23 protein-coding genes are annotated in these 20,321 nt (G+C 69.6%); 9 read left to right on the top strand and 14 right to left on the bottom strand.

Annotated elements, in window-relative coordinates; genetic code table 11:
- Positions 1 to 29: 29 nt before the first annotated feature.
- Positions 30 to 650: a TetR/AcrR family transcriptional regulator gene (locus ACQEVO_RS33675; protein WP_432921008.1), complete on the top strand. Its 621-nt coding sequence runs from the start codon at positions 30 to 32 to the stop codon at positions 648 to 650.
- Positions 651 to 670: 20 nt separating this feature from the next.
- Here ACQEVO_RS33675 and ACQEVO_RS33670 read toward each other — a convergent pair whose 3' ends face one another.
- The 5 genes from ACQEVO_RS33670 to ACQEVO_RS33650 all read right to left on the bottom strand — a co-directional run bounded on the left by ACQEVO_RS33670 (position 671) and on the right by ACQEVO_RS33650 (position 5,861).
- Positions 671 to 1,351, bottom strand: a complete 681-nt coding sequence (locus tag ACQEVO_RS33670) for a GAP family protein (RefSeq protein ID WP_432921005.1) — start codon at positions 1,349 to 1,351, stop codon at positions 671 to 673.
- 398 nt (positions 1,352 to 1,749) lie between these two features.
- Positions 1,750 to 2,382, bottom strand: a complete 633-nt coding sequence (locus ACQEVO_RS33665) for a TIGR03086 family metal-binding protein (RefSeq protein WP_432921002.1) — start codon at positions 2,380 to 2,382, stop codon at positions 1,750 to 1,752.
- Between the two features lie 314 nt (positions 2,383 to 2,696).
- On the bottom strand, positions 2,697 to 4,328 hold the full coding sequence (gene menD, locus ACQEVO_RS33660; RefSeq protein ID WP_432920999.1) for a 2-succinyl-5-enolpyruvyl-6-hydroxy-3-cyclohexene-1-carboxylic-acid synthase: 1,632 nt from the start codon (positions 4,326 to 4,328) through the stop codon (positions 2,697 to 2,699).
- Positions 4,329 to 4,510: 182 nt separating this feature from the next.
- The gene (locus tag ACQEVO_RS33655) at positions 4,511 to 4,957 is read right to left on the bottom strand and encodes a DUF6918 family protein (RefSeq protein WP_280396908.1); all 447 of its coding nucleotides are present in this window, start codon (positions 4,955 to 4,957) and stop codon (positions 4,511 to 4,513) included.
- Between the two features lie 124 nt (positions 4,958 to 5,081).
- Positions 5,082 to 5,861: a PaaI family thioesterase gene (locus ACQEVO_RS33650; RefSeq protein WP_432920994.1), complete on the bottom strand. Its 780-nt coding sequence runs from the start codon at positions 5,859 to 5,861 to the stop codon at positions 5,082 to 5,084.
- A gap of 106 nt (positions 5,862 to 5,967) precedes the next feature.
- Between ACQEVO_RS33650 and ACQEVO_RS33645 the strand changes: the two genes are divergently transcribed.
- The gene (locus ACQEVO_RS33645; protein ID WP_432920991.1) at positions 5,968 to 6,861 is read left to right on the top strand and encodes a 1,4-dihydroxy-2-naphthoyl-CoA synthase; all 894 of its coding nucleotides are present in this window, start codon (positions 5,968 to 5,970) and stop codon (positions 6,859 to 6,861) included.
- A gap of 19 nt (positions 6,862 to 6,880) precedes the next feature.
- Here ACQEVO_RS33645 and ACQEVO_RS33640 read toward each other — a convergent pair whose 3' ends face one another.
- Complete coding sequence (locus tag ACQEVO_RS33640; RefSeq protein WP_432920988.1) at positions 6,881 to 7,483, bottom strand: hypothetical protein; 603 nt, start codon at positions 7,481 to 7,483, stop codon at positions 6,881 to 6,883.
- 88 nt (positions 7,484 to 7,571) lie between these two features.
- On the opposite strand from ACQEVO_RS33640, the gene ACQEVO_RS33635 reads away from it, so the two are divergent.
- Positions 7,572 to 7,955: a VOC family protein gene (locus tag ACQEVO_RS33635; RefSeq protein ID WP_432920985.1), complete on the top strand. Its 384-nt coding sequence runs from the start codon at positions 7,572 to 7,574 to the stop codon at positions 7,953 to 7,955.
- A gap of 322 nt (positions 7,956 to 8,277) precedes the next feature.
- Positions 8,278 to 9,414 carry an o-succinylbenzoate--CoA ligase gene (gene menE, locus ACQEVO_RS33630; RefSeq protein WP_432923304.1) on the top strand — a complete coding sequence of 379 codons (1,137 nt, stop codon included), beginning with the start codon at positions 8,278 to 8,280 and terminating at the stop codon, positions 9,412 to 9,414.
- A 139-nt stretch (positions 9,415 to 9,553) separates the two neighbouring features.
- Here the strand turns inward: menE and ACQEVO_RS33625 are convergent, their stop codons facing one another.
- Positions 9,554 to 9,841, bottom strand: coding sequence for a hypothetical protein (locus tag ACQEVO_RS33625; protein WP_432920982.1), 288 nt, complete (start codon positions 9,839 to 9,841; stop codon positions 9,554 to 9,556).
- 324 nt (positions 9,842 to 10,165) lie between these two features.
- Between ACQEVO_RS33625 and ACQEVO_RS33620 the strand changes: the two genes are divergently transcribed.
- Complete coding sequence (locus ACQEVO_RS33620) at positions 10,166 to 11,038, top strand: 1,4-dihydroxy-2-naphthoate polyprenyltransferase (RefSeq protein WP_432920979.1); 873 nt, start codon at positions 10,166 to 10,168, stop codon at positions 11,036 to 11,038.
- Positions 11,039 to 11,094: 56 nt separating this feature from the next.
- Here ACQEVO_RS33620 and ACQEVO_RS33615 read toward each other — a convergent pair whose 3' ends face one another.
- The 3 genes from ACQEVO_RS33615 to ACQEVO_RS33605 form a co-directional block, all read right to left on the bottom strand.
- The gene (locus ACQEVO_RS33615; protein WP_432920976.1) at positions 11,095 to 11,475 is read right to left on the bottom strand and encodes a phage holin family protein; all 381 of its coding nucleotides are present in this window, start codon (positions 11,473 to 11,475) and stop codon (positions 11,095 to 11,097) included.
- A gap of 80 nt (positions 11,476 to 11,555) precedes the next feature.
- Positions 11,556 to 12,125 carry a Clp protease N-terminal domain-containing protein gene (locus ACQEVO_RS33610; protein ID WP_432920973.1) on the bottom strand — a complete coding sequence of 190 codons (570 nt, stop codon included), beginning with the start codon at positions 12,123 to 12,125 and terminating at the stop codon, positions 11,556 to 11,558.
- Positions 12,126 to 12,347, bottom strand: coding sequence for a helix-turn-helix domain-containing protein (locus ACQEVO_RS33605; RefSeq protein ID WP_432920970.1), 222 nt, complete (start codon positions 12,345 to 12,347; stop codon positions 12,126 to 12,128).
- A 107-nt stretch (positions 12,348 to 12,454) separates the two neighbouring features.
- On the opposite strand from ACQEVO_RS33605, the gene ACQEVO_RS33600 reads away from it, so the two are divergent.
- Complete coding sequence (locus tag ACQEVO_RS33600) at positions 12,455 to 13,441, top strand: ATP-binding cassette domain-containing protein (protein WP_432920967.1); 987 nt, start codon at positions 12,455 to 12,457, stop codon at positions 13,439 to 13,441.
- Positions 13,438 to 14,262 carry an ABC transporter permease gene (locus ACQEVO_RS33595; RefSeq protein ID WP_432920964.1) on the top strand — a complete coding sequence of 275 codons (825 nt, stop codon included), beginning with the start codon at positions 13,438 to 13,440 and terminating at the stop codon, positions 14,260 to 14,262. Before ACQEVO_RS33600 ends, ACQEVO_RS33595 begins: the two co-directional genes overlap by 4 nt.
- A gap of 18 nt (positions 14,263 to 14,280) precedes the next feature.
- On the opposite strand, the gene ACQEVO_RS33590 is transcribed toward ACQEVO_RS33595, so the two are convergent.
- From ACQEVO_RS33590 to ACQEVO_RS33580, 3 genes are read right to left on the bottom strand one after another with little or no spacing between them, the layout of a single operon-like run.
- Complete coding sequence (locus tag ACQEVO_RS33590; RefSeq protein WP_432920961.1) at positions 14,281 to 17,676, bottom strand: AfsR/SARP family transcriptional regulator; 3,396 nt, start codon at positions 17,674 to 17,676, stop codon at positions 14,281 to 14,283.
- Positions 17,677 to 17,730: 54 nt separating this feature from the next.
- Positions 17,731 to 18,816: a PLP-dependent cysteine synthase family protein gene (locus ACQEVO_RS33585; RefSeq protein WP_432920958.1), complete on the bottom strand. Its 1,086-nt coding sequence runs from the start codon at positions 18,814 to 18,816 to the stop codon at positions 17,731 to 17,733.
- Entirely contained in the window at positions 18,813 to 19,262 is a 450-nt protein-coding gene (locus tag ACQEVO_RS33580) for a DUF4229 domain-containing protein (protein WP_432920955.1), read from the bottom strand. Before ACQEVO_RS33580 ends, ACQEVO_RS33585 begins: the two co-directional genes overlap by 4 nt.
- A 160-nt stretch (positions 19,263 to 19,422) precedes the next feature.
- Between ACQEVO_RS33580 and ACQEVO_RS33575 the strand changes: the two genes are divergently transcribed.
- Both ACQEVO_RS33575 and ACQEVO_RS33570 read left to right on the top strand, forming a co-directional pair.
- Positions 19,423 to 19,638: a BldC family transcriptional regulator gene (locus tag ACQEVO_RS33575; RefSeq protein WP_432920952.1), complete on the top strand. Its 216-nt coding sequence runs from the start codon at positions 19,423 to 19,425 to the stop codon at positions 19,636 to 19,638.
- Between the two features lie 153 nt (positions 19,639 to 19,791).
- Complete coding sequence (locus ACQEVO_RS33570; protein WP_432923301.1) at positions 19,792 to 19,989, top strand: hypothetical protein; 198 nt, start codon at positions 19,792 to 19,794, stop codon at positions 19,987 to 19,989.
- A 54-nt stretch (positions 19,990 to 20,043) separates the two neighbouring features.
- On the opposite strand, the gene ACQEVO_RS33565 is transcribed toward ACQEVO_RS33570, so the two are convergent.
- On the bottom strand, positions 20,044 to 20,268 hold the full coding sequence (locus ACQEVO_RS33565; RefSeq protein ID WP_432920949.1) for a hypothetical protein: 225 nt from the start codon (positions 20,266 to 20,268) through the stop codon (positions 20,044 to 20,046).
- Positions 20,269 to 20,321: the final 53 nt, after the last annotated feature.

Genomic DNA, 20,321 nt, shown 5'->3' with positions numbered 1-20,321 from the left:
GCACGCACAAATGAAACTGGAGTTCCGTTATGACTGCTGACGAGGCCGCACCAGGATCGGTCCGGCCGGGCGGCCGCACCGCCCGGGTACGCACGGCGGTATTGCAGGTAGCCGGCGAACTGCTGGCCGAACACGGCTTCGCCCGACTCGATCTAGGCGAGGTAGCCGGCCGGGCCGAGGTCGGCAAGACAACGGTCTACCGGCGCTGGCGCACCCCGGCCGGACTCGTCGCCGACCTCCTGGTGGACATGGCGGAACAGTCGGTACCGCGCGCGGCGACGGGATCGCTGCGCGGCGATCTCGCGGCCAACGCCCGCCTGGTAGCGAAAACCCTCACCGACCCGCGGCAGGGCCGCCTCTTCCGGGCAGTCATCGCCGCGGCCACCTGTGACGAAGCCACAGCCGAAGCGCTGCACCGCTTCTACGAGGCACGCCTCACCGAATGGTCAGCGTGTATCACCGATGCCGTCGAACGGGGCGAGGTACCACCGGGCACCGACCCCCGCGCCGTACTCGGCGCGGTCTCCGGACCGCTGTACTACCGCCTGCTGGCCAGCGGCGACCCGATCGACGAGCACGCTGTCCGGTTCGCGGCGGAGGCCGCGGCGAGCGCTGCTGCCGCGGGAGTTTTCGTACGTTCCACGGTCTGAGACCCCGGGTGGTCTCCGGGTCACCAGAGGTGGTCGTAGTCGAGGGCCGCGGCGCCGATCAGGCCGACCCCCAGTAGCACGAAGACGATACGTACCGACAGCGGACCGTATTCCGTGACACCGCGCAGAACGGTCCGATAGACCCGCTGTGCGGCGGGTGTACGGCGGGTCGCCAGCGCGAGCACCAGCAGCGGCGGTAGCAAAGCCAGTGCGCAATAGGCGACGACGATCAGCGGCCACAAGTCCGGCCGCGGATCGCGGGCCGAAATCATGGCCAGTCCCGCCAGATACGGGATAGCGGTCGGCGCTTGCGCCAGACCGATGGCCATCCCGAGCACGCCGAGCAACCAGGGCCGCCGCCGGATGGATACCGTCCAGGCCGGGGGTTCGGCCCGGGCACCCGCGGGCACGGCGGCGAGCACGAGCAACGCGAGACCGAAAGCCAGCGCGCCCCAAGTACGGATGGTCGGGGTCAACTCGAAATCCACCAGCTCGGTGAGAAAGTCGATCCCCAGCACCGCCAGCAGGCCGAACGTCGTGGTGACCACGAAAACGCCGGCGATGAAACTCGCCCCACCCGGCACCGGCGATTGCCGGGCGAGCCGGCTGTCCACCACCACCGCCGCGGTGACCCCCACCAGCAGCAGATCGAGCGAATCCATGAACGCGAACCCGGCGAGAGCAAGCAGGAGAGCGATCATGACGCCGACAGCCTACGCGCCGCCGCCGGCTCTCCCTGCGCGCATCCATGCCGCACTCGGTCCCGTATTCGCCGAGCTTCGGCATCGAGCACCGTTGCCGGTGGCCCACCGGCCGAGCCGGCATCGGCGGTCGGCACGCACGACCAGCGTGGACGGGAGAATCGGTGGCCATAGCGCCGGCCGGCCCAGCATTCTCCGGCTCGAGCGGTCGCCTGTCCCGGCGATCGTCGGCGCTCTCCTGCTGTAGCGGCGGCGACAGTGATCGCGAGTTCCGGAGCGAACGGTTCGGACGGGACGGGCGCGACCGCCCTGAGCACGGCGCACCGGAGGACGGGCTGGGTCCTCGGTGATCGCGGTATCCCCGCCGCGCCCCCGTGTTCCCCGCCGCGATTCGCTCGTTACACCGGCCGGGCCGGGTCAGCCGAGTGACGCGGTGCGGTGCACGTTGATCGTGCCGAGGGAATCCAGAAGGGGTCGCGACCGGTGAATCCGAGTACCCGGTGCACCGCCGGGGCCGCCGGGCCCATCGGGACCACGGGGCCGAAAAGCCCGGGGGTGCCTTCCGCGGGGGTGTCCTGCAGGAATTCCAGCAGCACGGCCAGGTCCGCATCGTTCACCTTCAGGTCCTGCCCGGTCGCGCGCGCCAGGTCCCAGGCGTGGATGACGAGTTCGTCCAGGGCGACCCGTGCGGTCACGGGCGCCGGCATCGCGACCCCGCCCGCTTCGGTATCCCCCTCCCATGCCGCGGATTCCTGCCACGCCCGTGCCAGCGCGCTCAGCCGGGCCGGTACGGACGTGCGCCAGTCACCGGGAAGCGATTCGCCGGAGCCGAATTCGGGCGCGGCGGACGCACCCGACGCCTCCTTGGTGGCGGCGGCGCGGAACGCCTCCGCCAAACCGTCCACATGCTCGATCAAGGCGCGGACAGGGATATCGGCGGGCGTCGGCGCATCGAGTTGCGCGTCGTCGATCGCGGCGACGATATCGGCCAGCGCGTGCGCCGCGGGCGACAGGTCGAATTCGGGGTGCATACGGTCTCCTCGATCCAGGGCTGCTCCAGTGGAGACGAGGCGAAGACCGCGAACTCATCGCTCGGGTTACCGCCCTGCCACCGGCAGCCCCCGGAACCAGGTCCGCCGGGGCGGACCATCCTGCGGACCAGGGAGCAGCGGAGTACACCGTGGGTGCACCTCGATGGCGTCGCCCGGCGGGTAGCTGCCCCACCACACGCCGGCTCCCGTCGTCCCGCACGAGCTATTGCACGGCACGCCGAGCGACCGTGGGCGAAACGTCCCGTTCACCGTGCGACCGGGCTGCCGGCGCGCGAGAACGAACGATTCCGGGGCTAAGCGTCGATCTTGGTGCGGACCGCGGCGTGCAATTCGCGCAGACCGGTGCGATCGGTGAGCACCTCAAGTACCCGGAAACCGCCGCCGGAGCCCGCGAGTTCGGCGGACAGCTCCGCCGGGTCCACCTGCCGGTGCGGGATGCGGTACGCCGCGCACAGGGCGGAGAGGTCCATCCCGTGCGGGGTGCCGAAAACACGCTCGAAGACACCGGCGTACTGCGGGTCGCCCTGTTCGAGGAGTTCGAAGATACCGCCGCCGTCGTCGTTGGCGACCACGATGGTGAGATCGTCGGGGCGGGGCTCGCCGCGGCCGATCAGGAGACCGGATGCGTCGTGCAGGAAGGTGAGGTCGCCGATCAGGGCGATCGTACGGCCCGGATGATGCAGTGCGGCGCCGACCGCCGAGGAGACCGTGCCGTCGATCCCCGCGACACCGCGGTTGGAGAGCACCCGCACGCCCGGTTTCGGCGCCGCGACCAGCGCGGCGTCGCGGACCGGGTTCGACGCGCCCAGCAGCAGCTGATCGCCGTCGCGGAGCGCGTCCATGATCACCGCGGCGACGTGCAGGCCGGTGGGTTTGGGATGGCGGGCCAGCTCCTCGCGCACCACTTCGCGCGCCCGCAGATCCAGTTCGCGGCAGCGGGCCAGCCACTGTGCGGTGGGCGCACCACTGGTGACCGCGCGGGTGCCGGTACCGACCACATTGCCCGAGACATCGGGCCAGCGGGGTCCGGTGGTCAGCGCATACACGGTGACCTCGGGATCGGCCAGCACCCGCGATACCTGCCGGTGCAGGGTGGGCCGGCCGGTGATGATCGCCTGCCGCGGTTTCAGCAGCGAGAGCGCCAGCGGATGCAGGGCCGGGCCGTGCACGGGCGCGGTGGGTTCGGCGACCGTGGGCAAAGCCGCCAGTTCATCGCGCAAACCGGCGCCGTGGCCGGAGATCACGACGGTATCCGGGGTGAGGTCGATATCGAGCGGGACGTCGAGAGTGGCGTACTGGGTCGCGGTCCACGGCTGGTCCACGCCGCGTCCGGCGGGTGTGGTTTCGTCGCTCGCGGCATCCGGTACCAGCGGTTCGCGCAGCGGGATATCGAAATGGACCGGGCCGGCATTGCCCGACCGGGTGCCGCGCGCGGCGGCCAGCACCCGGCACACCGCGGAACGCCACACGCTGTTCTGCCGGGGGTATTCGGGGGCGGGCTCGGCTTCGGCGAGCCCGAGGCTGATGGTTGCCCGGACCTGGCTGCCGAACAGGCCGAGTTGTTCCACGGTCTGGTTCGCGCCGGTACCGAGCATCTCGTAGGGCCGGTTGGCGCTGAGCACGATCAGCGGTACCCGGGCGTAATTGGCCTCCAGCACCGCCGGACCCAGATTGGCGACCGCGGTACCCGAGGTCATCACCACCGGTACCGGTGCGCCCGAGGCCACGGCCAGGCCGACCGCCAGGAATCCGGCCGTGCGCTCGTCGACGCGCATATGCAGCCGCAGCTTCCCGGCCGCGTCGGCGGCCTGCAGCGCGAACGCCAGCGGAGCGTTCCGCGAGCCGGGGCACAGGACAACTTCCCGCACCCCGCCGCGGGCGAGTTCGTCGACGACCACCCGGGCTTGCGCTGTTGACGGATTCACGCCTCCAGACTGTCAGACCCCGGCGGGCGCGTCTGCGTCACCCTGCTCACATCATGAGCGCTGGTCGCGGGCACGCCCCGCCCGTGCCACAGACCTTTTGCGACTGTCCCCCGTTGGGGACCTCGTCGTCGAGGCCCCCACGTACCGCGCGCGAGCGCGGCCGTAACGGTGCCGGAATCCGGTCAGCCGGCGTGCTTCTGCACCAGGTCGCCGACCCGGGGCAGCGCCTCGATGACGTTCTTCTTGGCCGAGGAACGCATCGAGTTGTACACCTTCTGCAGAGCGGGCCGGCTGGAGGCCGCGGCACGCGCATCGGTGACGGTCAGCAAGGCCTCGGCGACCTCGTCACCCTTACCGGCGAGCAGTTCGCCGAAGCTACCGGCGGCGCCGGCCTTGTACTCGTTCCAGTACGGCTCCAGCTGCTCGAGCAGTTTGGGCGCCAGCGATTCCAGGGCGTCGGGCACGATGGACGGGCTGATCTTCTTCACCGCCGCGTACCCACCCTTCACGGCCAGACCCGAGGCACCGCCCTTATCGGAGACCTCGGCGTCCAGGACCTGGACGGCGTCGGCGAGGAAGGCCGGGCGCGTAGCCTCGTCAAGCAGTGATTCAGACAGTGCTGCAACCAATTTAAGGATCCTCCGGATCAGTACTCGTATGGACGGGCAACGCAACTATACGCATCGCCCACACGAATGCATTCCCGCACCAATTCGTACGCGGGGGTACCGAAGTAAGTGCCGGCCGAACCGGTTACGGCTGCCAGGGCAGGAGTTGCACCATCAGGCCCTCGCAGTCGGCGAGGACGGTTCCTTCTTCGTCGACCAGTTCGGAACTGACGAACGTTTTACGACCCTCGATCCGCTCGACCCGGGCACGCGCCGTCAACGGCGTATCCAGCGGGGTCACCTTGCGGTAGTTGACGTGCAGGAAGGCGGTCCGGCTGATGGGGCGCCCGGCGTAGTGGACGGTCATCCCGAAGAGATCGTCGAACAGCAGCGGCAGCACACCACCGTGGGCGGCGGCGTTCCCGCCGAGATGGAACCGGCGGAACACACCTTCCATGACGATGCCGTCGGGTCCGGCCGACACCATGCGCCACGGCAGCAGGAGCAGACTGCCGCGCCCCGGAAGTTCGACGGCCCGGCCGGCCGGGCTCTTGCCCTCCGCCGCCCGATACGGTGCGAGCAGCTCGATCAGGGCGTCGACTTTGTCCCGCGCTTCGCGGTAGACCTCGATCGGCGCGTCCGCCGATACCGCCAGATCCTGCAGCGTGCGCATGGCCTCGACGAATTCGCCGAATTCCGGGCCGACCTCGGCGGGGGTGAGTTTCGGGAAACCACCGTGCTGCTCGTATTCGTCGGCCGGCGCCTCGGTCGCCCGCTGTGCCGATCGAGCGGCCGGGCTCGGTGCCGGTCGCGCGGCCGAGCGTTGCGCCACCGCCGCGCTGCCGCGCCCCACCGCGGGGGCTTGGTGCGCGATCCGATCCTCGACGACCCGGTCGCCGACTGCCGGTTGGGTCTGCTCGCTCATACAGGCACGGTAACCCGCGGTTTTACGGCGTCCAAACAATTCGGCGCAGATGTGGTGAACTCAACGCGGCCGCGCCGCCCGCACCGCGCCTGATGTAATCACCCCCATGACGTTCAATCCGACGCTGTGGCGCGACGTGGCCGGGTTCGAGGGCCTGACCGATATCACCTACCACCGGCATATCGAACAGGGCACCGTCCGGATCGCTTTCGACCGGCCCGAAGTGCGCAACGCCTTCCGCCCACATACGGTCGACGAACTCTATGCGGTACTCGACCACGCCCGCACCACCGCCGATGTCGGCGCCGTCCTGCTCACCGGCAACGGCCCCAGCCCCAAGGACGGCGGCTGGGCCTTCTGCTCCGGCGGCGACCAGCGGATCCGCGGCCGCAGCGGCTATCAGTACGCCAGCGGCGACACCGCCGATACGGTCGACAAGGCCCGCGCCGGCCGGCTGCACATCCTGGAGGTGCAGCGACTCATCCGCTTCATGCCCAAGGTGGTGATCGCCCTGGTCAACGGCTGGGCGGCCGGCGGCGGCCACAGCCTGCACGTGGTCTGCGACCTCACCCTGGCCAGCCGCGAACACGCGCGTTTCAAGCAGACCGACGCCGATGTCGGCAGTTTCGACGGCGGCTACGGCAGCGCCTACCTGGCCAAACTGGTGGGCCAGAAATTCGCCCGCGAGATCTTCTTCCTCGGCCGCCCCTACACGGCCGAGGAAATGCACGCGATGGGCGCGGTGAACGCCGTGGTCGATCACGCGGAACTCGAAGATGTGGCCCTGGAATGGTCCGCGGCGATCAACGGTAAATCCCCGCAGGCCCAGCGCATGCTCAAATACGCCTTCAACCTCGCCGACGACGGCCTGGTCGGCCAGCAACTCTTCGCCGGCGAAGCAACCCGCATGGCCTATATGACCGACGAAGCCGTCGAAGGCCGCGACTCCTTCCTGGAGAAGCGCGCCCCCGACTGGAGCCCCTACCCCTGGTACTTCTGAGTCGGCCCGGTTCCGCAGTTCAGAGATCTGTTGCCGGTCCTTGCGCGGCGGCTGCCCGCGCGGCGTCCGTCATGGCTGCCGATTTCCGCTCGCGCGTCTCCAAGTGCTGCCGGAAATCGCTGAGGTAGTCGCTGAACTCCGCACTGGCCAGATAAGACTCGTACTGCCCGAGACAGTCCAGGATCTCCGAGTTGTCCCCGGTGGCGAGGATGTGCCGGACGTAGCCCACGATGACCTCTTTGTCTGCGACCCAGGCGGCGAGGCTCTGTGACGTCCAGCGATTCAGGCCGTCGAAGCGGTAGCAACCGAACACTTCTTCGGAGTCGGCGCTCATGATCGCCGCGAGTTCCTCGTCGTCACGGGGCTGACGGAAGACGAATTCGCGGTAGTCGTGGTCGTAGGCCACGTTCCCGGGTGCACTCAACCGACCGGTCGCACAGGTATCGCTCGAGACCGTCCAGACGACACCCGGAACCGTCAGAAATGCCCGGGTGTCCCAATCGTCCAACGGGTGGTCGATCTTGCCCAGCAGCCAGTCCCTTGCGCTCGGATGCCAGTTACGCAGCTGCGCGCCCAGGGCAACGGTCCTGATCTGCTGGAGGTCTGGCAGGTAGAGCGTCACGGTCCGATTGTCGCCGAAACGCGGCGGCGCGGCTTCGGCGGACGCCGATGCCGCGCCGGTGGCCGTGCCGCCCCTACACTTGTTCAGGGTGGATATTCTCAGCAGCCGGATCATTCTGCGCCCGCGCGATTATGCGACCACGCTGGCGTTCTACCGGGATTCCCTGGGTTTGGCCGTAGCCCGGGAATACCCGGGTGGCACGGTGTTCTTCGCCGGGCAATCGCTACTCGAGGTCGCCGGCCACGGCGGGTCGGCGGACGATCCGGCGGGATTCGCGGGAGCGATCTGGTTGCAGGTGCGCGATATCGGCGCGGTCGCGGTCGAACTGGCCTTGCGCGGAGTAGCGATCGACCGGGCGCCGGTGACCGAACCGTGGGGGTTGATCGAAATGTGGGTGACCGATCCGGACGGGGTGCCGATCGTGCTGGTGGAAGTGCCCGAGGAACATCCGCTACGGCGCGACAACCGCTGACCGGGACCGGACCGGGTTTTCCGCCGGGTTGCCAAGGACCGGCCCGCCGGGCGACGATACGATCGGATGGCCGCCCGATCACCGACGCCCGGTGCGACCGAATTCGTACCGTCCGACGAGTGAATCGCAGCCCCATGCCTGGCCAAGCCCCCTCCGACCATCCGGCTCCGGCGCCCTGTCCCGGCAGCGCCGACCCCTGCTGTCCGCGGTCCGGCGGACGTGACACCATCGCAGCCGTGAGCGAGTACAGCGAGCGCGGCACGGCTTTCCGGAATCCCGGGGACAAGGCGCGGCCGTGACGAAAACCTTGCGTACCCTGCCCATGCCCACCGGCAGCGGAGTCAGCGACGTCCTGCCGCATCTGCGGCAAGTGCTCGACGGCAGCGGTTCGGCGGCCTGGCTGCCGGTGCCCACCAGCGATCGCCGCGAAGCCCGCCGGCTCGGTGACGCGCTCGCCCCCGGCGAGCCGATCGACGACGATATCGCGCTGGTCGTCACCACCTCGGGAACCACCGGCGTGCCGAAAGGCGCCATGCTCACCGCGGCCGCCTTACGCGCCAGCGGCGACGCCACCCACGAACGACTCGGCGGCCCGGGCAGCTGGCTGCTCGCCCTGCCCACCCATCACATCGCCGGCCTGCAGGTGCTGATGCGCTCGCTGCTGGCGGGCACGGAACCCACGGTGGTGGATGTATCCGGCGGGTTCCTGCCCGAGGCGCTGGCCGGGGCGATCGCGGGTATGCGCGGGGAACGCCGCTACACCTCGCTGGTGCCGACCCAGTTGATCAAGGTGCTCGACTCCCCGCCCGCGAGCGCCGCCCTGGCCGAACTGGACGCCGTACTGATCGGCGGCGCCGCGACCCCGCTGCCGCTCTACGAGCGGGCGCGCGACGCCGGGATCAATGTCGTGCGCACCTACGGGATGAGCGAGACCTGCGGCGGCTGCGTGTACGACGGGGTACCGCTGACCGGCACCCGGGTGCGGATCGACAGCGGACGGATCCTGCTCGGCGGCGCGATGCTGGCCGCCGGATACCGCAATATGCCCGACCACCCGGCTTTCGCCGAACCGGGCTGGTTCCGCACCGACGACGCGGGCGTATTCGACAACGGTGTCCTCCGCGTGCAGGGCCGGCTCGACGAGGCGATCTCCACCGGCGGCCTGCTGGTGATCCCGCAGGTCGTGGAGGCGGTACTCGCGACACACCCGGGCGTCGCCGAATGCGTGGTGCTGGGCCTGCCCGACGACCGGCTCGGGCAGCGGGTCGCGGTCGCGGTGGTGCCCGCCCCGGGGGCGACACCCACGCTGGACGAACTCCGCGCCCACGTCCTCGCCGAATTGGACGCCGTGGCCGCGCCGCGCGAACTCACGCTGGTCGACGAGATCCCGCTCCTGGGGCCGGGTAAACCGGACCGCGCCGAACTGCGCAAACATCTGCTCACCGGTTCGGCGTCGTGAACCAGCTGCCGGCCGGTTCGGCGTTGTGAACCACTGACCCGCTTGCACGCCCGGACCGTGACCGCCGCGGCGAGCACTGCCCCGCGACCTCGGCGCGGAGTTACCGCCCGCCGGCAGCGGCCGCCGGTACGACCTGGGGTCAGGGCTCCTCGTCGGCGTAGGCACCGTCGTAGTCGTCGACCAGCGGTACGGGAATGGACTGTTCGGCCACATCGGCGGGGTCGGCGGCATGCCACCGGTCCGGGCTGCCCGCGGCGGGCACGGTGTCCTCCGGAACCGGCATATCCTCCGGAACCGAACGCGGGTCGATATCGGTGTACGGGGCGTCGTCCGGGTAGGCCGGTGCGTCCTGTTCGGCACGGTCGGCCTCGGGCACCGCATCGAAGGTGCCGGGTTCGGCCGTCCGGGAAAGCTTGCGCTGGGCCATGGTGGGCTCCTCTCCTCCGCATTGACCTCGCCGGGCGTATACCCGTCGAGAGGAAGATCAGTCCAACGAACTCGAGAATGCCCGCGCGAGCCCGATCGGGCAAGTACCCCTCCCGCCGCGGCTCGGACCGGCCGAGCCGGCCGGCCGGACACCGCTGCATCAGCCGGTATCGGCGACCATCGGTCTCGCCGACCCGCGGACTCGCCTGTCTGTGATGTATGGATGGCCCCGCACCGGACGGCACGCCGTGCGCACCTGTCCCTTTGTTCCGCTCCTCCGGTCTGCGAATGGGTCCCGTCCGGCCGCGCGCATTAGGCTTCGGGAATGGCTACCGCAGCACAATGGATCGAGGGCGCCCGGCCCCGCACTCTGCCGAACGCGATCGCCCCGGTCCTCGCCGGAACCGGTGCCGCGGCCGCCATCGACGGTGCCGTCTGGTGGAAAGCGCTACTGGCGCTGGGCGTTTCGATGGCCCTGATCATCGGCGTCAACTACGCCAACGACTATTCCGACGGAATCCGCGGTACCGACGACGAACGCGTCGGACCGCTGCGCTTGGTCGGTTCCGGCCTCGCCACCCCCGCTTCGGTACGCGCCGCGGCTGTGGCGAGCCTCACCGTGGGCGCGGTGCTCGGGCTGGTGCTGGCCGTACTCTCCGCCTGGTGGCTGGTGCTGATCGGCGCGGTCTGCCTGGCCGGGGCGTGGTTCTATACCGGCGGGAGCAAACCGTACGGTTACCGCGGCTTCGGCGAGATAGCGGTGTTCGTGTTCTTCGGCCTGGTCGCGGTGCTCGGCACGCAGTTCGTGCAGGCCGGGCGGGTGGATTGGGCCGGGCTGGCGCTGGCGATCGGGGTCGGCTCGTTCTCCAGTGCGGTGCTGGTGGCGAACAATCTGCGCGATATCCCCACCGATACCGAATCCGGGAAAACCACCTTGGCCGTGAAACTCGGCGACACCAGAACCCGCACGCTGCATATCGTCCTGCTGGCGGCACCGTTCGTGGTGAGCCTGGTCCTCGTGCTGCGCACCCCGTGGGTCCTGGCCGGCCTGCTCGCCGCGCCTCTGGCCCTGCGCGCCAACGCCCCGGTCCGCGCCGGTAAAGGCGGGCTGGAGCTGATCCCCGCGCTCCGTGATTCGGGCCTGGCCATGCTGGCCTGGTCCGCCCTCACCGCCCTCACCCTCGGCCTGGCCCCCTGAACCCGCCCACCATCTGAGAGCGGGCCGCCGGCACACCTCCGGCCGACGCGCCGAACTCAGTCGTCGGGCAGGAGGATGCCGATCGCCCAGTTCACGATGGTGATGATGATCGCGCCCAGCAACGCCGCCCAGAAGCCGTCGATCCGCAGGCCGTAATCGGTGGCCTCGGTGATCCAGGCGGTGAGCCACAGCATCAACGCGTTGATCACCAGCAGGAACAAGCCGAGTGTCACGATCACCAAGGGCAGCGACAACAACTTCACGAACGGCTTGACGAACGCGTTCACCAGCGTGAACACCACCGCCACCGCGAGCAGGACAACGATTTTCGCGCCGTTGCCCTGATCCGGCGGGGATATGATCTCGATTTTGCCGACCCACAACGCGGCCAGCCAGATGGCGAACGCGGTGCCTATCAACCGAAGCACAAGCTGCATACTTCATGCTAGGCACAGGTGTGCCGGTTGTGCGCGCCTTCGGCGCGCGGGTTTCGGCCCGCCGAGCCCGACCGCGCTGCTCAGGCTGCGCGGTCCAGGTGGGCGTTCACCTGGTCTCGCAACCCGCTGAGACCGTCGGGCCCGCCGAGGAGTTCGGTGGTGACCGGGTTCGGGGCGCGCAGGATCGCGAGCAGGATATGTCCCGATTCGATGGTTTTGTCTTTACGCGCCAGCGCCTCCCGCAGCGAAAGCTCCACGATCTTCTTGGCGTCCCGGCTGAACGGGATATGCCCGAACCGCATCCGGCGGCTCCGCGATTCCTCCGGGACGGCGGCGCGATCGAGCGCGTCGGCACCGAAATTCGCTTCCAGGCTTTCGCGTACCGCGTCGAGGTCGATCCCGATGGACCGCAGCGCCTCGGCGTCTTCCGCACCCAGTGGTTCGTCGCGGGCCGCGGTGCCGAGTTCGCGCAGCGCTACGGCGAGGGTGATCCCGTTGGATTCCAGCAGGGTGTGCAGTGCCGGCTCGGCTTCTTCCAGGAGACCGAGCAGCAGATGCTCGACCCCGATTTCCGGCGACCGTAGTTCGCGCGCGGACTCCTGGGCCGCGACAACCGCCGACCGGGCGTTCTTGGTGAATCGCTCGAACATCTACCGACTCCTGACTTTCCGGTTGTACTTCTGATGAACTGCCTGCTTGCTGACCTCGAGCGCGTCCGCGATGGCCTGCCAGGACCAGCCCTGGTCGCGGGCGTTGCCCACTTGGATGGCCTCCAGCCGTTCGAGTAGCCGGCGCAGCGCCAGTACGGCCCGGAGCCCCACAGCGGGGTCGGGGCTGCCGGCCGCGGCGGCGAGTGTGGTTGCTTCTGTCATATGTCAATTTTGATTGACGATCCACCGACTGTCAACAAAAATTGACGCAAGAATCCCGCAACAGCGGTGCAAGAGCCGTGCAAGACCGGCAGGGGACCGTGAGTGCCATGACGAATCACGAATCAGCGGCGCCGCTCGCCATCGAGGCGACGGGCCTGGTCAAGGTGTTCGGCACCCAGCGCGCCGTCGACGGAGTGAGCCTGGCGGTACCGCAGGGCGCGGTCTACGGCGTCCTCGGACCGAACGGTGCCGGGAAGACCACCACCATCCGCATGCTCGCCACCCTGCTGCGCCCCGACGGCGGCAGCGCCCGCGTCTTCGGCCACGATGTACAGCGCGAGCCCGATACCGTCCGCTCGCTCATCGGCGTCACCGGTCAGTACGCCTCGGTGGACGAAGACCTGACCGCCACCGAGAACCTGATGGTCTTCTCCCGGCTGCTCGGCCTGAACCGGGCCGCGGCCCGCCGCCGGACCGCCGAACTCCTGGAGGAATTCGCGCTCACCGAGGCCGCCGACAAGGCACTGAAGAACTTCTCCGGCGGTATGCGCCGCCGCCTCGATCTGGCCGCGGGCCTCATCGCGACCCCGCCGCTGCTGTTCCTCGACGAACCCACCACGGGGCTGGACCCGCGCACCCGGGCGCAGATGTGGGGGACCATCCGCAAACTGGTCCGCGACGGGGCGACGGTCCTGCTCACCACTCAGTACCTCGACGAGGCCGACCAGCTGGCCGACCGGATCGCGGTGATCGACCGCGGCCGGGTGATCGCCGACGGCACCGCCGACGAACTCAAATCGTCGATCGGTGGTTCCGCACTGCATCTGACCCTGGCGCGGCACACCCAGCTCGACTCCGCCCGCCGGATCATCGCCGAGGTACTGGGCACCGAACCGCAGACCACCCCGGAGGCCGGCCGGCTGACCGCGGCACTGCCGGATCCCAACGACACCACCGAACTACTGGTCCGGCTGCGGGAACGCGATATCGCCGTGGACGAGATCACGGTGAGCAAACCCAGCCTCGACGAAGTCTTCCTCACCCTCACCGGCCACCCGGCCGATACCGACGACACCGAACGGACGGCGGCATGACCACCACACTCCTGGAACCCACGGCGAAACCGGCACCCGCGGTGCCGCGGCCGGCGCCCCGGATCGGCCTGCGCCGGACCGTGGACAACACCCTGACCATGGCCTATCGCGGCCTGCTGAAAATCAAGCACAACCCCGAGCAGCTGTTCGACGTGGTGATCCAGCCGGTGATCTTCACCCTGATGTTCACCTATATCTTCGGCGGCGCCATCTCCGGTGACGTGCAGAGCTATCTGCCGGTGATCATCCCGGGCATCCTGGTGCAGACCGTGGTGATGACTTCGGTGGTCACCGGGGTCCAGCTGAAAGAGGATATGGAGAAGGGCGTTTTCGACCGCTTCAAATCCCTGCCCATAGCGCGTATCTCAGCGCTTTCCGGCGCGCTGACCGCCGATATGGTCCGCTACGGTATCGCCTCGGTACTGACGGTGGTGATGGGCCTGCTCATGGGCTTCCGGCCGAATGCCGCGGGGGTCGTGGGGGCCGTCGCGCTGGTGGTCGTGTGCTCGTTCGCCACCAGCTGGATCTGGGCTTTCTTCGGCGTCATCGCGAACAAAGCTTCCGCGGTGCAGGGCTATTCGATGCTGGTGATGTTCCCGCTCACCTTCGCCTCACCGGCGTTCGTCCCGAAGGAGACGATGCCGGGCTGGTTGCAGGCGTTCATCGATGTCAACCCCGTCTCGCATCTGGTGTGGGCCTGCCGGGAACTGATGAATACCGGCCATATCGGTATGCACGTGGTCTGGTCGCTGGTGGGTGCCGCGGTGATCGTCGCGGTCTTCGCGCCGCTGACCGTCCGCGCCTATATGCGCCGGGCCTGAGTGATACGCCGGCCCCGTTCACCCGGCCACGGGCCGGGCGGGCGGGGCCGGCATCCGCTCGCCCACCGCCCGGATCAGTTCCACGATCCGCTCGGCGGCCACCGTCCGGCGCAACCCGCCGGCGGCGGCGACGGCCGCGGCCATCCGGTCGGCCCCGATCCGATCGCGCCACAGGTCGTGGTGTCGCGCCCACCGCATCACCGGATAGTCCTGCCGGGGCTGCACCCGCGGCGCCAGCGCCAGTAATTCGATACCGGCCGCCTGCTGCTCGCCCAGTACCAGCAGACCCGAACCGAGCGCGCAGGCGACCGCGCCCAGCTGCGGTAGGTCCAGCAGATCCAGGACGTACCCGAGGCGGCGGCGCGCGAACCCGGCGAGTTGCGGCACCAATTGCTCGACCACGTCGTTTCGGCCGTACAGCGCATGCGCGGCCAGCGTCGCCGCGCCGGTGAGAAGCAGGCCCGGGCCGGGCGTGAAATCCTGGCTCGGCCAGTCCAGCAGCTCCAATGACCGGCGGTAATGCCGCAACCCTGTATCGATCTCGCCTTCGACGAGTTCGATCGCGGCCAGCACCGCGGCCACGGTCGACAAACGGTGATTGCGGCGGATCCCCGGATCGTCGACCACCGCGAGATCCGCCGACCCCGCCCCGGAAAAGCCCAGCGCGGTACCGAGTTCCCGCCGGGCCCGCTCCGGCTCCCCGCTCCCGGCCAGCGAGGCGGCCAGGTACGAATGGATTTCCAGGCTTTCCTCGTAGGCGCGGATCCGGTGCAACAGCGCGGCCGCCTCCTCGTAGTACGCCACCGACTCGCGGTATCGGGCGACCTGACCGGCCAGCGAACCCCGGTGCTGAGCCACCATCGCCCGGCTCCACACCTCCCCCTCGGTGAAATCCGCGACGACCAACCGGGCGTCCCTGCTGGATTCGTGGATGCGGCCCATGTTCTCCCAGATGTTCGCGCGGGCCATCAACGCCACCGACCTGGTCTGCCGGTCCGCTGCGCGCGCGCCGCGCGCCAGTAACCGGGCCAGCCGCGGCATATCGGGCGGGCAGGTCAGCAACTCGCCTATGAACCGGAACGACACATGCAGCTCGGGGACGTCGCGGAGCAGCGTCCGGACCCGGATCCGCACCACGGCCAGCTGCCGCAGGCTCCGGGTCATGAACGCGAGGTGCAGCGCGGTGAGCATATGGCCGGCCATTTCCAGCTCGGCGTACACACCCCGCGCTCCCGCCGGCGGGGCCGTCGCGGTGATGCGCGGGATCCACCCGATGAGCTCGAGATTCGCACCGTGCATGACCCATCTCATGGCCGCCACGGGGAACACCGCGTACAGGGTCCGCGCGTCACCGGCCGCTTCGGCCCGGCGCAGTACGGCGACCAGGTTGTCGAGTTCGGCCGCCACCGTCAGCGCCGGTCCCAACTGGTCGCCGCCGCTGTAGCGTTCGGCCATCCGGACCGCGAATTCACGCGCCCAGCGCGCCATCCGCGATTCGACCAGAGCGATCTCGGTGCCCGGCCCGTCATCCGCGGCGCCGAGTTCCTGTTCGCCGAATTCGCGGACGGTTTCCAGCATCCGGTACCGCAGACCGGTGTCCTCGTCCTCGACGACCGTCAGCAGCGACTGGCCGACCAGCCCGTCCACCGCCGCGGCGATATCGCCGGCCTCGGCGCCGCCCGCCACCGTCTCCGCCGCCGCGAGCGTGAAACCCGCCGGGAACCGGCACATCCGGCGCAGCGTGATCTGCTGGCCGGGTTCGAGCAGATTCCAGCTCCAGGCGATCACGGCGTGCAGGGTGCGATGCCGTTCCGGCGAGGTCCGGTCGCCGCCGCGCAGTAGCGCGAAGCGCTGATCCAGCCGCCGCTCGATATCCTCCACGCTCATCGTGCGCACGCGGGCGGCGGCGAGTTCGATGGCCAGCGGCAGCCCGTCCAGCGTGCGGCAGAGCCGGGCCACAACCTCCATATCGAGGCGTACGGACGGCCGTACCGCCCGCGCCCGCGCGGTGAACAGGTCGGTGGCCGGCGATCCGGCGGGGTCGCTCGGCAGCGGGCCCAGCGGGTACACGGTCTCGGCGGTGATCGCCAGCGGCGCCCGGCTGGTGGTGAGGACGGTCAGCTGCGGGCAACTACCCACCAGGTCCGCCACCACCGCGGCCGCGGCCTCGGCCAGATGCTCGCAGTTGTCCAGGACCAGCAGCATCGGCCGGGCCGAGAGCGCGTCCCGGAGGCGCCGGGGCGTATCGGATCGGGAAACCGGCTGCGGTAAACCGGGCTGACGCCTGATCTCCCCGAGCCCCAGGGCCGCGGCCACCGCCGACTCGACCTCGACGGCCGCCTCCGCCGGCGAACCGCCGGGCCGCACCGAGGCCAGTTCCACCAGCACCACCGGCTGGTTCTGCGCCTCCCGCGCCGCGAGTTCGTTGGCGACGCGGGTCTTGCCGGTACCGCCCGGGCCCAGCACGGTGGTTACCCGCGAAACCCGCAGCAGCCGGGACAGTGCGGCCAGATCGTCCGCCCGTCCGAGCAACTCGTTGGGCGCCGCGCGCACACCCACGGCCGCAGGTACCCGGCTGCCCGCGCCGGCGCCGGAGCCCGCCGGTGCGGAGCGTGCTTCGAACCGGCCGCGCAGTATCGCGGTATTCAGCTCGGTGATCGCGGGACCGGGCCCGGTACCCAGTTCCGTGGCGAGAGCCGCTCGCAGGTCGGCGAACACCGCCAGCGCCGCGCTGTCCCGGCCGGCGGTGGCGAGCAGCCGCATGAGCGTATGCGCGAGCGATTCATCGATCGGCCGGCGCCGCAGCCGGCGCCGCGCCACGGCGATCGCGGCGTCGAGATCTCCGGCCGCTTCGCAGGCTTCCCGTTCGATCTCGTCCAAGGCGTCGGCCTGCGCCGCGGCCGCGGCGGACAGTTCGCCGGCGAGCGGCCCCTCGGGCAGATCCGCGCCCGGCTCCCCCGACCACAGCGCCCGGGCCCGGGCGACGCTCGCCCGGGCGGCCGCCGGTTCGCCGGACGCCACCTGATCCCGCGCCCGGCCGGCCAGTATCCGCACCGCGCCGAGATCCACCTGCTCGGCCCGCAACGCGAGCCGATAACCGCCCGGTGCCGCTTCCAGCACGCCCTCGGGCAATACCGACCGCAGCCGGGATATCTGCGTATGCAGGGCATTCGCCGGGGAACGCGGCGGCTCGCCGCCCCAGACCTCCGCGATGAGGGCGGCCGCGGTGCGGGTCCGGCCGGGTCGCAGCGCCAGCGCCACCAGCAGCGAACGCGCACGCTGCCCCGGCACATCCACCAGAGTGGTGTCGCGGCGCAGCGCGATCCGGCCCAGCAGGGTGACCACGAGCGGATCGTCCGCCGGCGCCGGCGTCACGGAGAGTCGGCCGCCCGCGCGGCCAGGATCGAGAGCCATACCGCAGTCATCGTATGCGCAGGGCAGCGGCGCGGGCCGCGCCGAAGCCCGGTGTCAGCCGGACCAGCGGCCGGTCGCGATGAACTCCTCCAGGACCGCCGTCGGACCGGCCAGGTCCCAGCCCTGCGCGGCGACCCAGTCGTCGTCGAAATAGGTGCCCGCGTACCGTTCGCCACCGTCGCACAGCAGTGTCACGACGCTGCCGCCGCGCCCCGCGGCCCGCATTTCCGCGATCAGCGCGCAGGCACCCCAGAAATTCGTGCCGGTCGAGCCGCCGACCCGCCGACCCAGCCCGAGGCTCGCGAACCGGGCCGCGGCGATCGAGGCGGCGTCGGGTACGTGGATCATCCGGTCCACCACCTCCGGGACGAACGACGGTTCCACCCGCGGGCGGCCGATACCCTCGATCCGGGAGGGCATACCGGTCGTGTAGTCGCGGGCGCCGGTTTCGTAGGCGCCGTAGAAGGCGGAATTGTCCGGGTCCACCACCGCCAGCCGGGTCGTGTGCCGGCGATACCGCAGGTACCGGCCGATGGTGGCACTGGTCCCGCCGGTCCCGGCGCCGACGACGACCCATTCCGGCACCGGGTTGGACTCCAGCCGCAACTGCTCGAAGATCGATTCGGCGATATTGTTGTTGCCGCGCCAGTCCGTGGCGCGTTCGGCGTTGGTGAACTGATCCAGATAGTGGCCGCCGCATTCGGCCGCCAGCCGGGCCGCCTCGGTGTACATATCCGGGGGACGTTCCACATAGTGGCAACGCCCGCCCTGGGCTTCGATCAGCGCGATCTTCTGCGGCGAGGTGCGCGCCGGGACCACCGCGACGAAATCCAGCCCCAGCAATTGGGCGAAATATGCCTCGCTGACCGCTGTCGACCCCGAGGATGCCTCCACGATCGTGGTTCCCTCGGTGATCCAGCCGTTGCACAGCCCGTACAGGAACAGCGACCGGGCCAGCCGGTGTTTCAGGCTTCCGGTGATATGGGTCGATTCGTCCTTGAGATACAGCTGCACATTCCAGTCCGGCGGCAGCGGATATCGCAGCAGATGAGTATCGGCGCTGCGTTGCGCGTCGGCATCGATGAGCCGGACGGCATTTTCGGCCCAGTCCCTCGGGTTACCGCGAGTACAGCTTTTCACGCGGTACCGCCGGAGCCGTCCGCCGGACGCTGCGGCGGTTCCCCGGAGTCGTCGTCCCCGGCAGTTGCCTCCTCGGCTGTGCCACGGTCCGCCCCACCGGCCTCGGTCGCGGGGCCGGGTTCTCCGCGCAACCGGGCGCGCAACTCCGCCTTGTCCCGGCGGCGGCGTTCGTCGACCGCGGCGATATCGGAATTGACCTGGGCACGCAGCCCCTTGAACAGCGTGAGCGAAAGCGGCATCGCGATCACGATGGCGAACAGAATGGCCACGACCAGCGGTATCTGCACCGAGACCACCGCGGCGCCGGCAAGGATCACGACGGTGAGCAGCACGACGAGCACCAGCCGCGCCAGCGTGTAGAGCGCCAGATTCCGGGCGAGCCGGCGTCCGGGCGATGTACCGGGCTGCGGGGCGTTCGATTCCTCGGAGGGGTTCGCATCACTCACCTGACCAGCGTAAGCGAACCCCTGGCGACCGCCGCACCGGTGCATCCGATTTGTCCATTACCTCCGCTTTACCAACAGTAGGTGGTTCGAACACCCGGGGGTCGCGGTGCCACTATGTCGGAATCCGATGAGAAAACGTGACGAAACAGAAAGGTTTGCCATGACCGCGATTGCCGTCGGGGCCCAGGAGAACCTGCTGACCCCCGGCCAGGTTGCCGCCCTGTTCCACGTAGACCCCAAAACCGTCACCCGCTGGGCACATGCGGGGCGGCTCGGCTCCCTGCGCACCCCGGGCGGGCATCGACGGTTCCGTGAATCGGAGGTGATGCGCCTGCTCGAATCGCTCACCACCGAAGCGACCGTGCACAGCGCCTGACTTTCCGGCTCCACCTCACCCGCACCAGGGCACCTCGGCCGCACAGCGGATGCGGCCGAGCGCGACCCGTGGCGGTGATCCACCTCTCGGGGCCGGTGCACTTACCGACCGGCACCCCGGGAGTTAACCTCGATAGAGGAGGTGAGCCACGTGATGTACGTGTTGGCCCTCATCGTGATCGTGGTGATCGCGGTGCTGTGCTGGAAAGCGTTCGGTCCCGTACGCCCCACATCCGCGCCGGGTCCGGGCCGGAAGCGGGTGCTCGGACCGGACGACGATCCGGAGTTCCTATGGCGTATCTCGCACCCGCGCCACCGCACCGACGGCGATCCGGAATCCACCGAACCCTGAGAGCCGAGCCGGTACGGCGCGGCCCGGTAGCGTCGCGCCGCCGGCGCGGTGTGTCTAGTCCGCGGTGCTGTCGAGTTGCGGCAACCCTTCCACCGCGCGCAATTTATCCGCGACACCGGCCAGGCGGTCCAGCGCCTCGGCGGGTAATCCCACTGCGGTACGTACCAATCTGACGAGCGAATCGGGCTCGAGCCCGCAGATGATCGCGGAGTTCACGGTCTCGGGTGGACAACAATCCGAGCCGGCGCCGTTATCCGAACTGAAATTCTCCGAATCCACTGCCGCTCTCCTCACTGTTCGACGCGGCTTTATCCGCGTGGTGGAGGGGAAAT

It is taken from the genome of Nocardia sp. CA-290969 (genome assembly GCF_050936135.1).
In the GTDB taxonomy this organism is placed as follows: domain Bacteria; phylum Actinomycetota; class Actinomycetes; order Mycobacteriales; family Mycobacteriaceae; genus Nocardia.
This window is presented reverse-complemented; position numbering and strand designations above follow the sequence as displayed.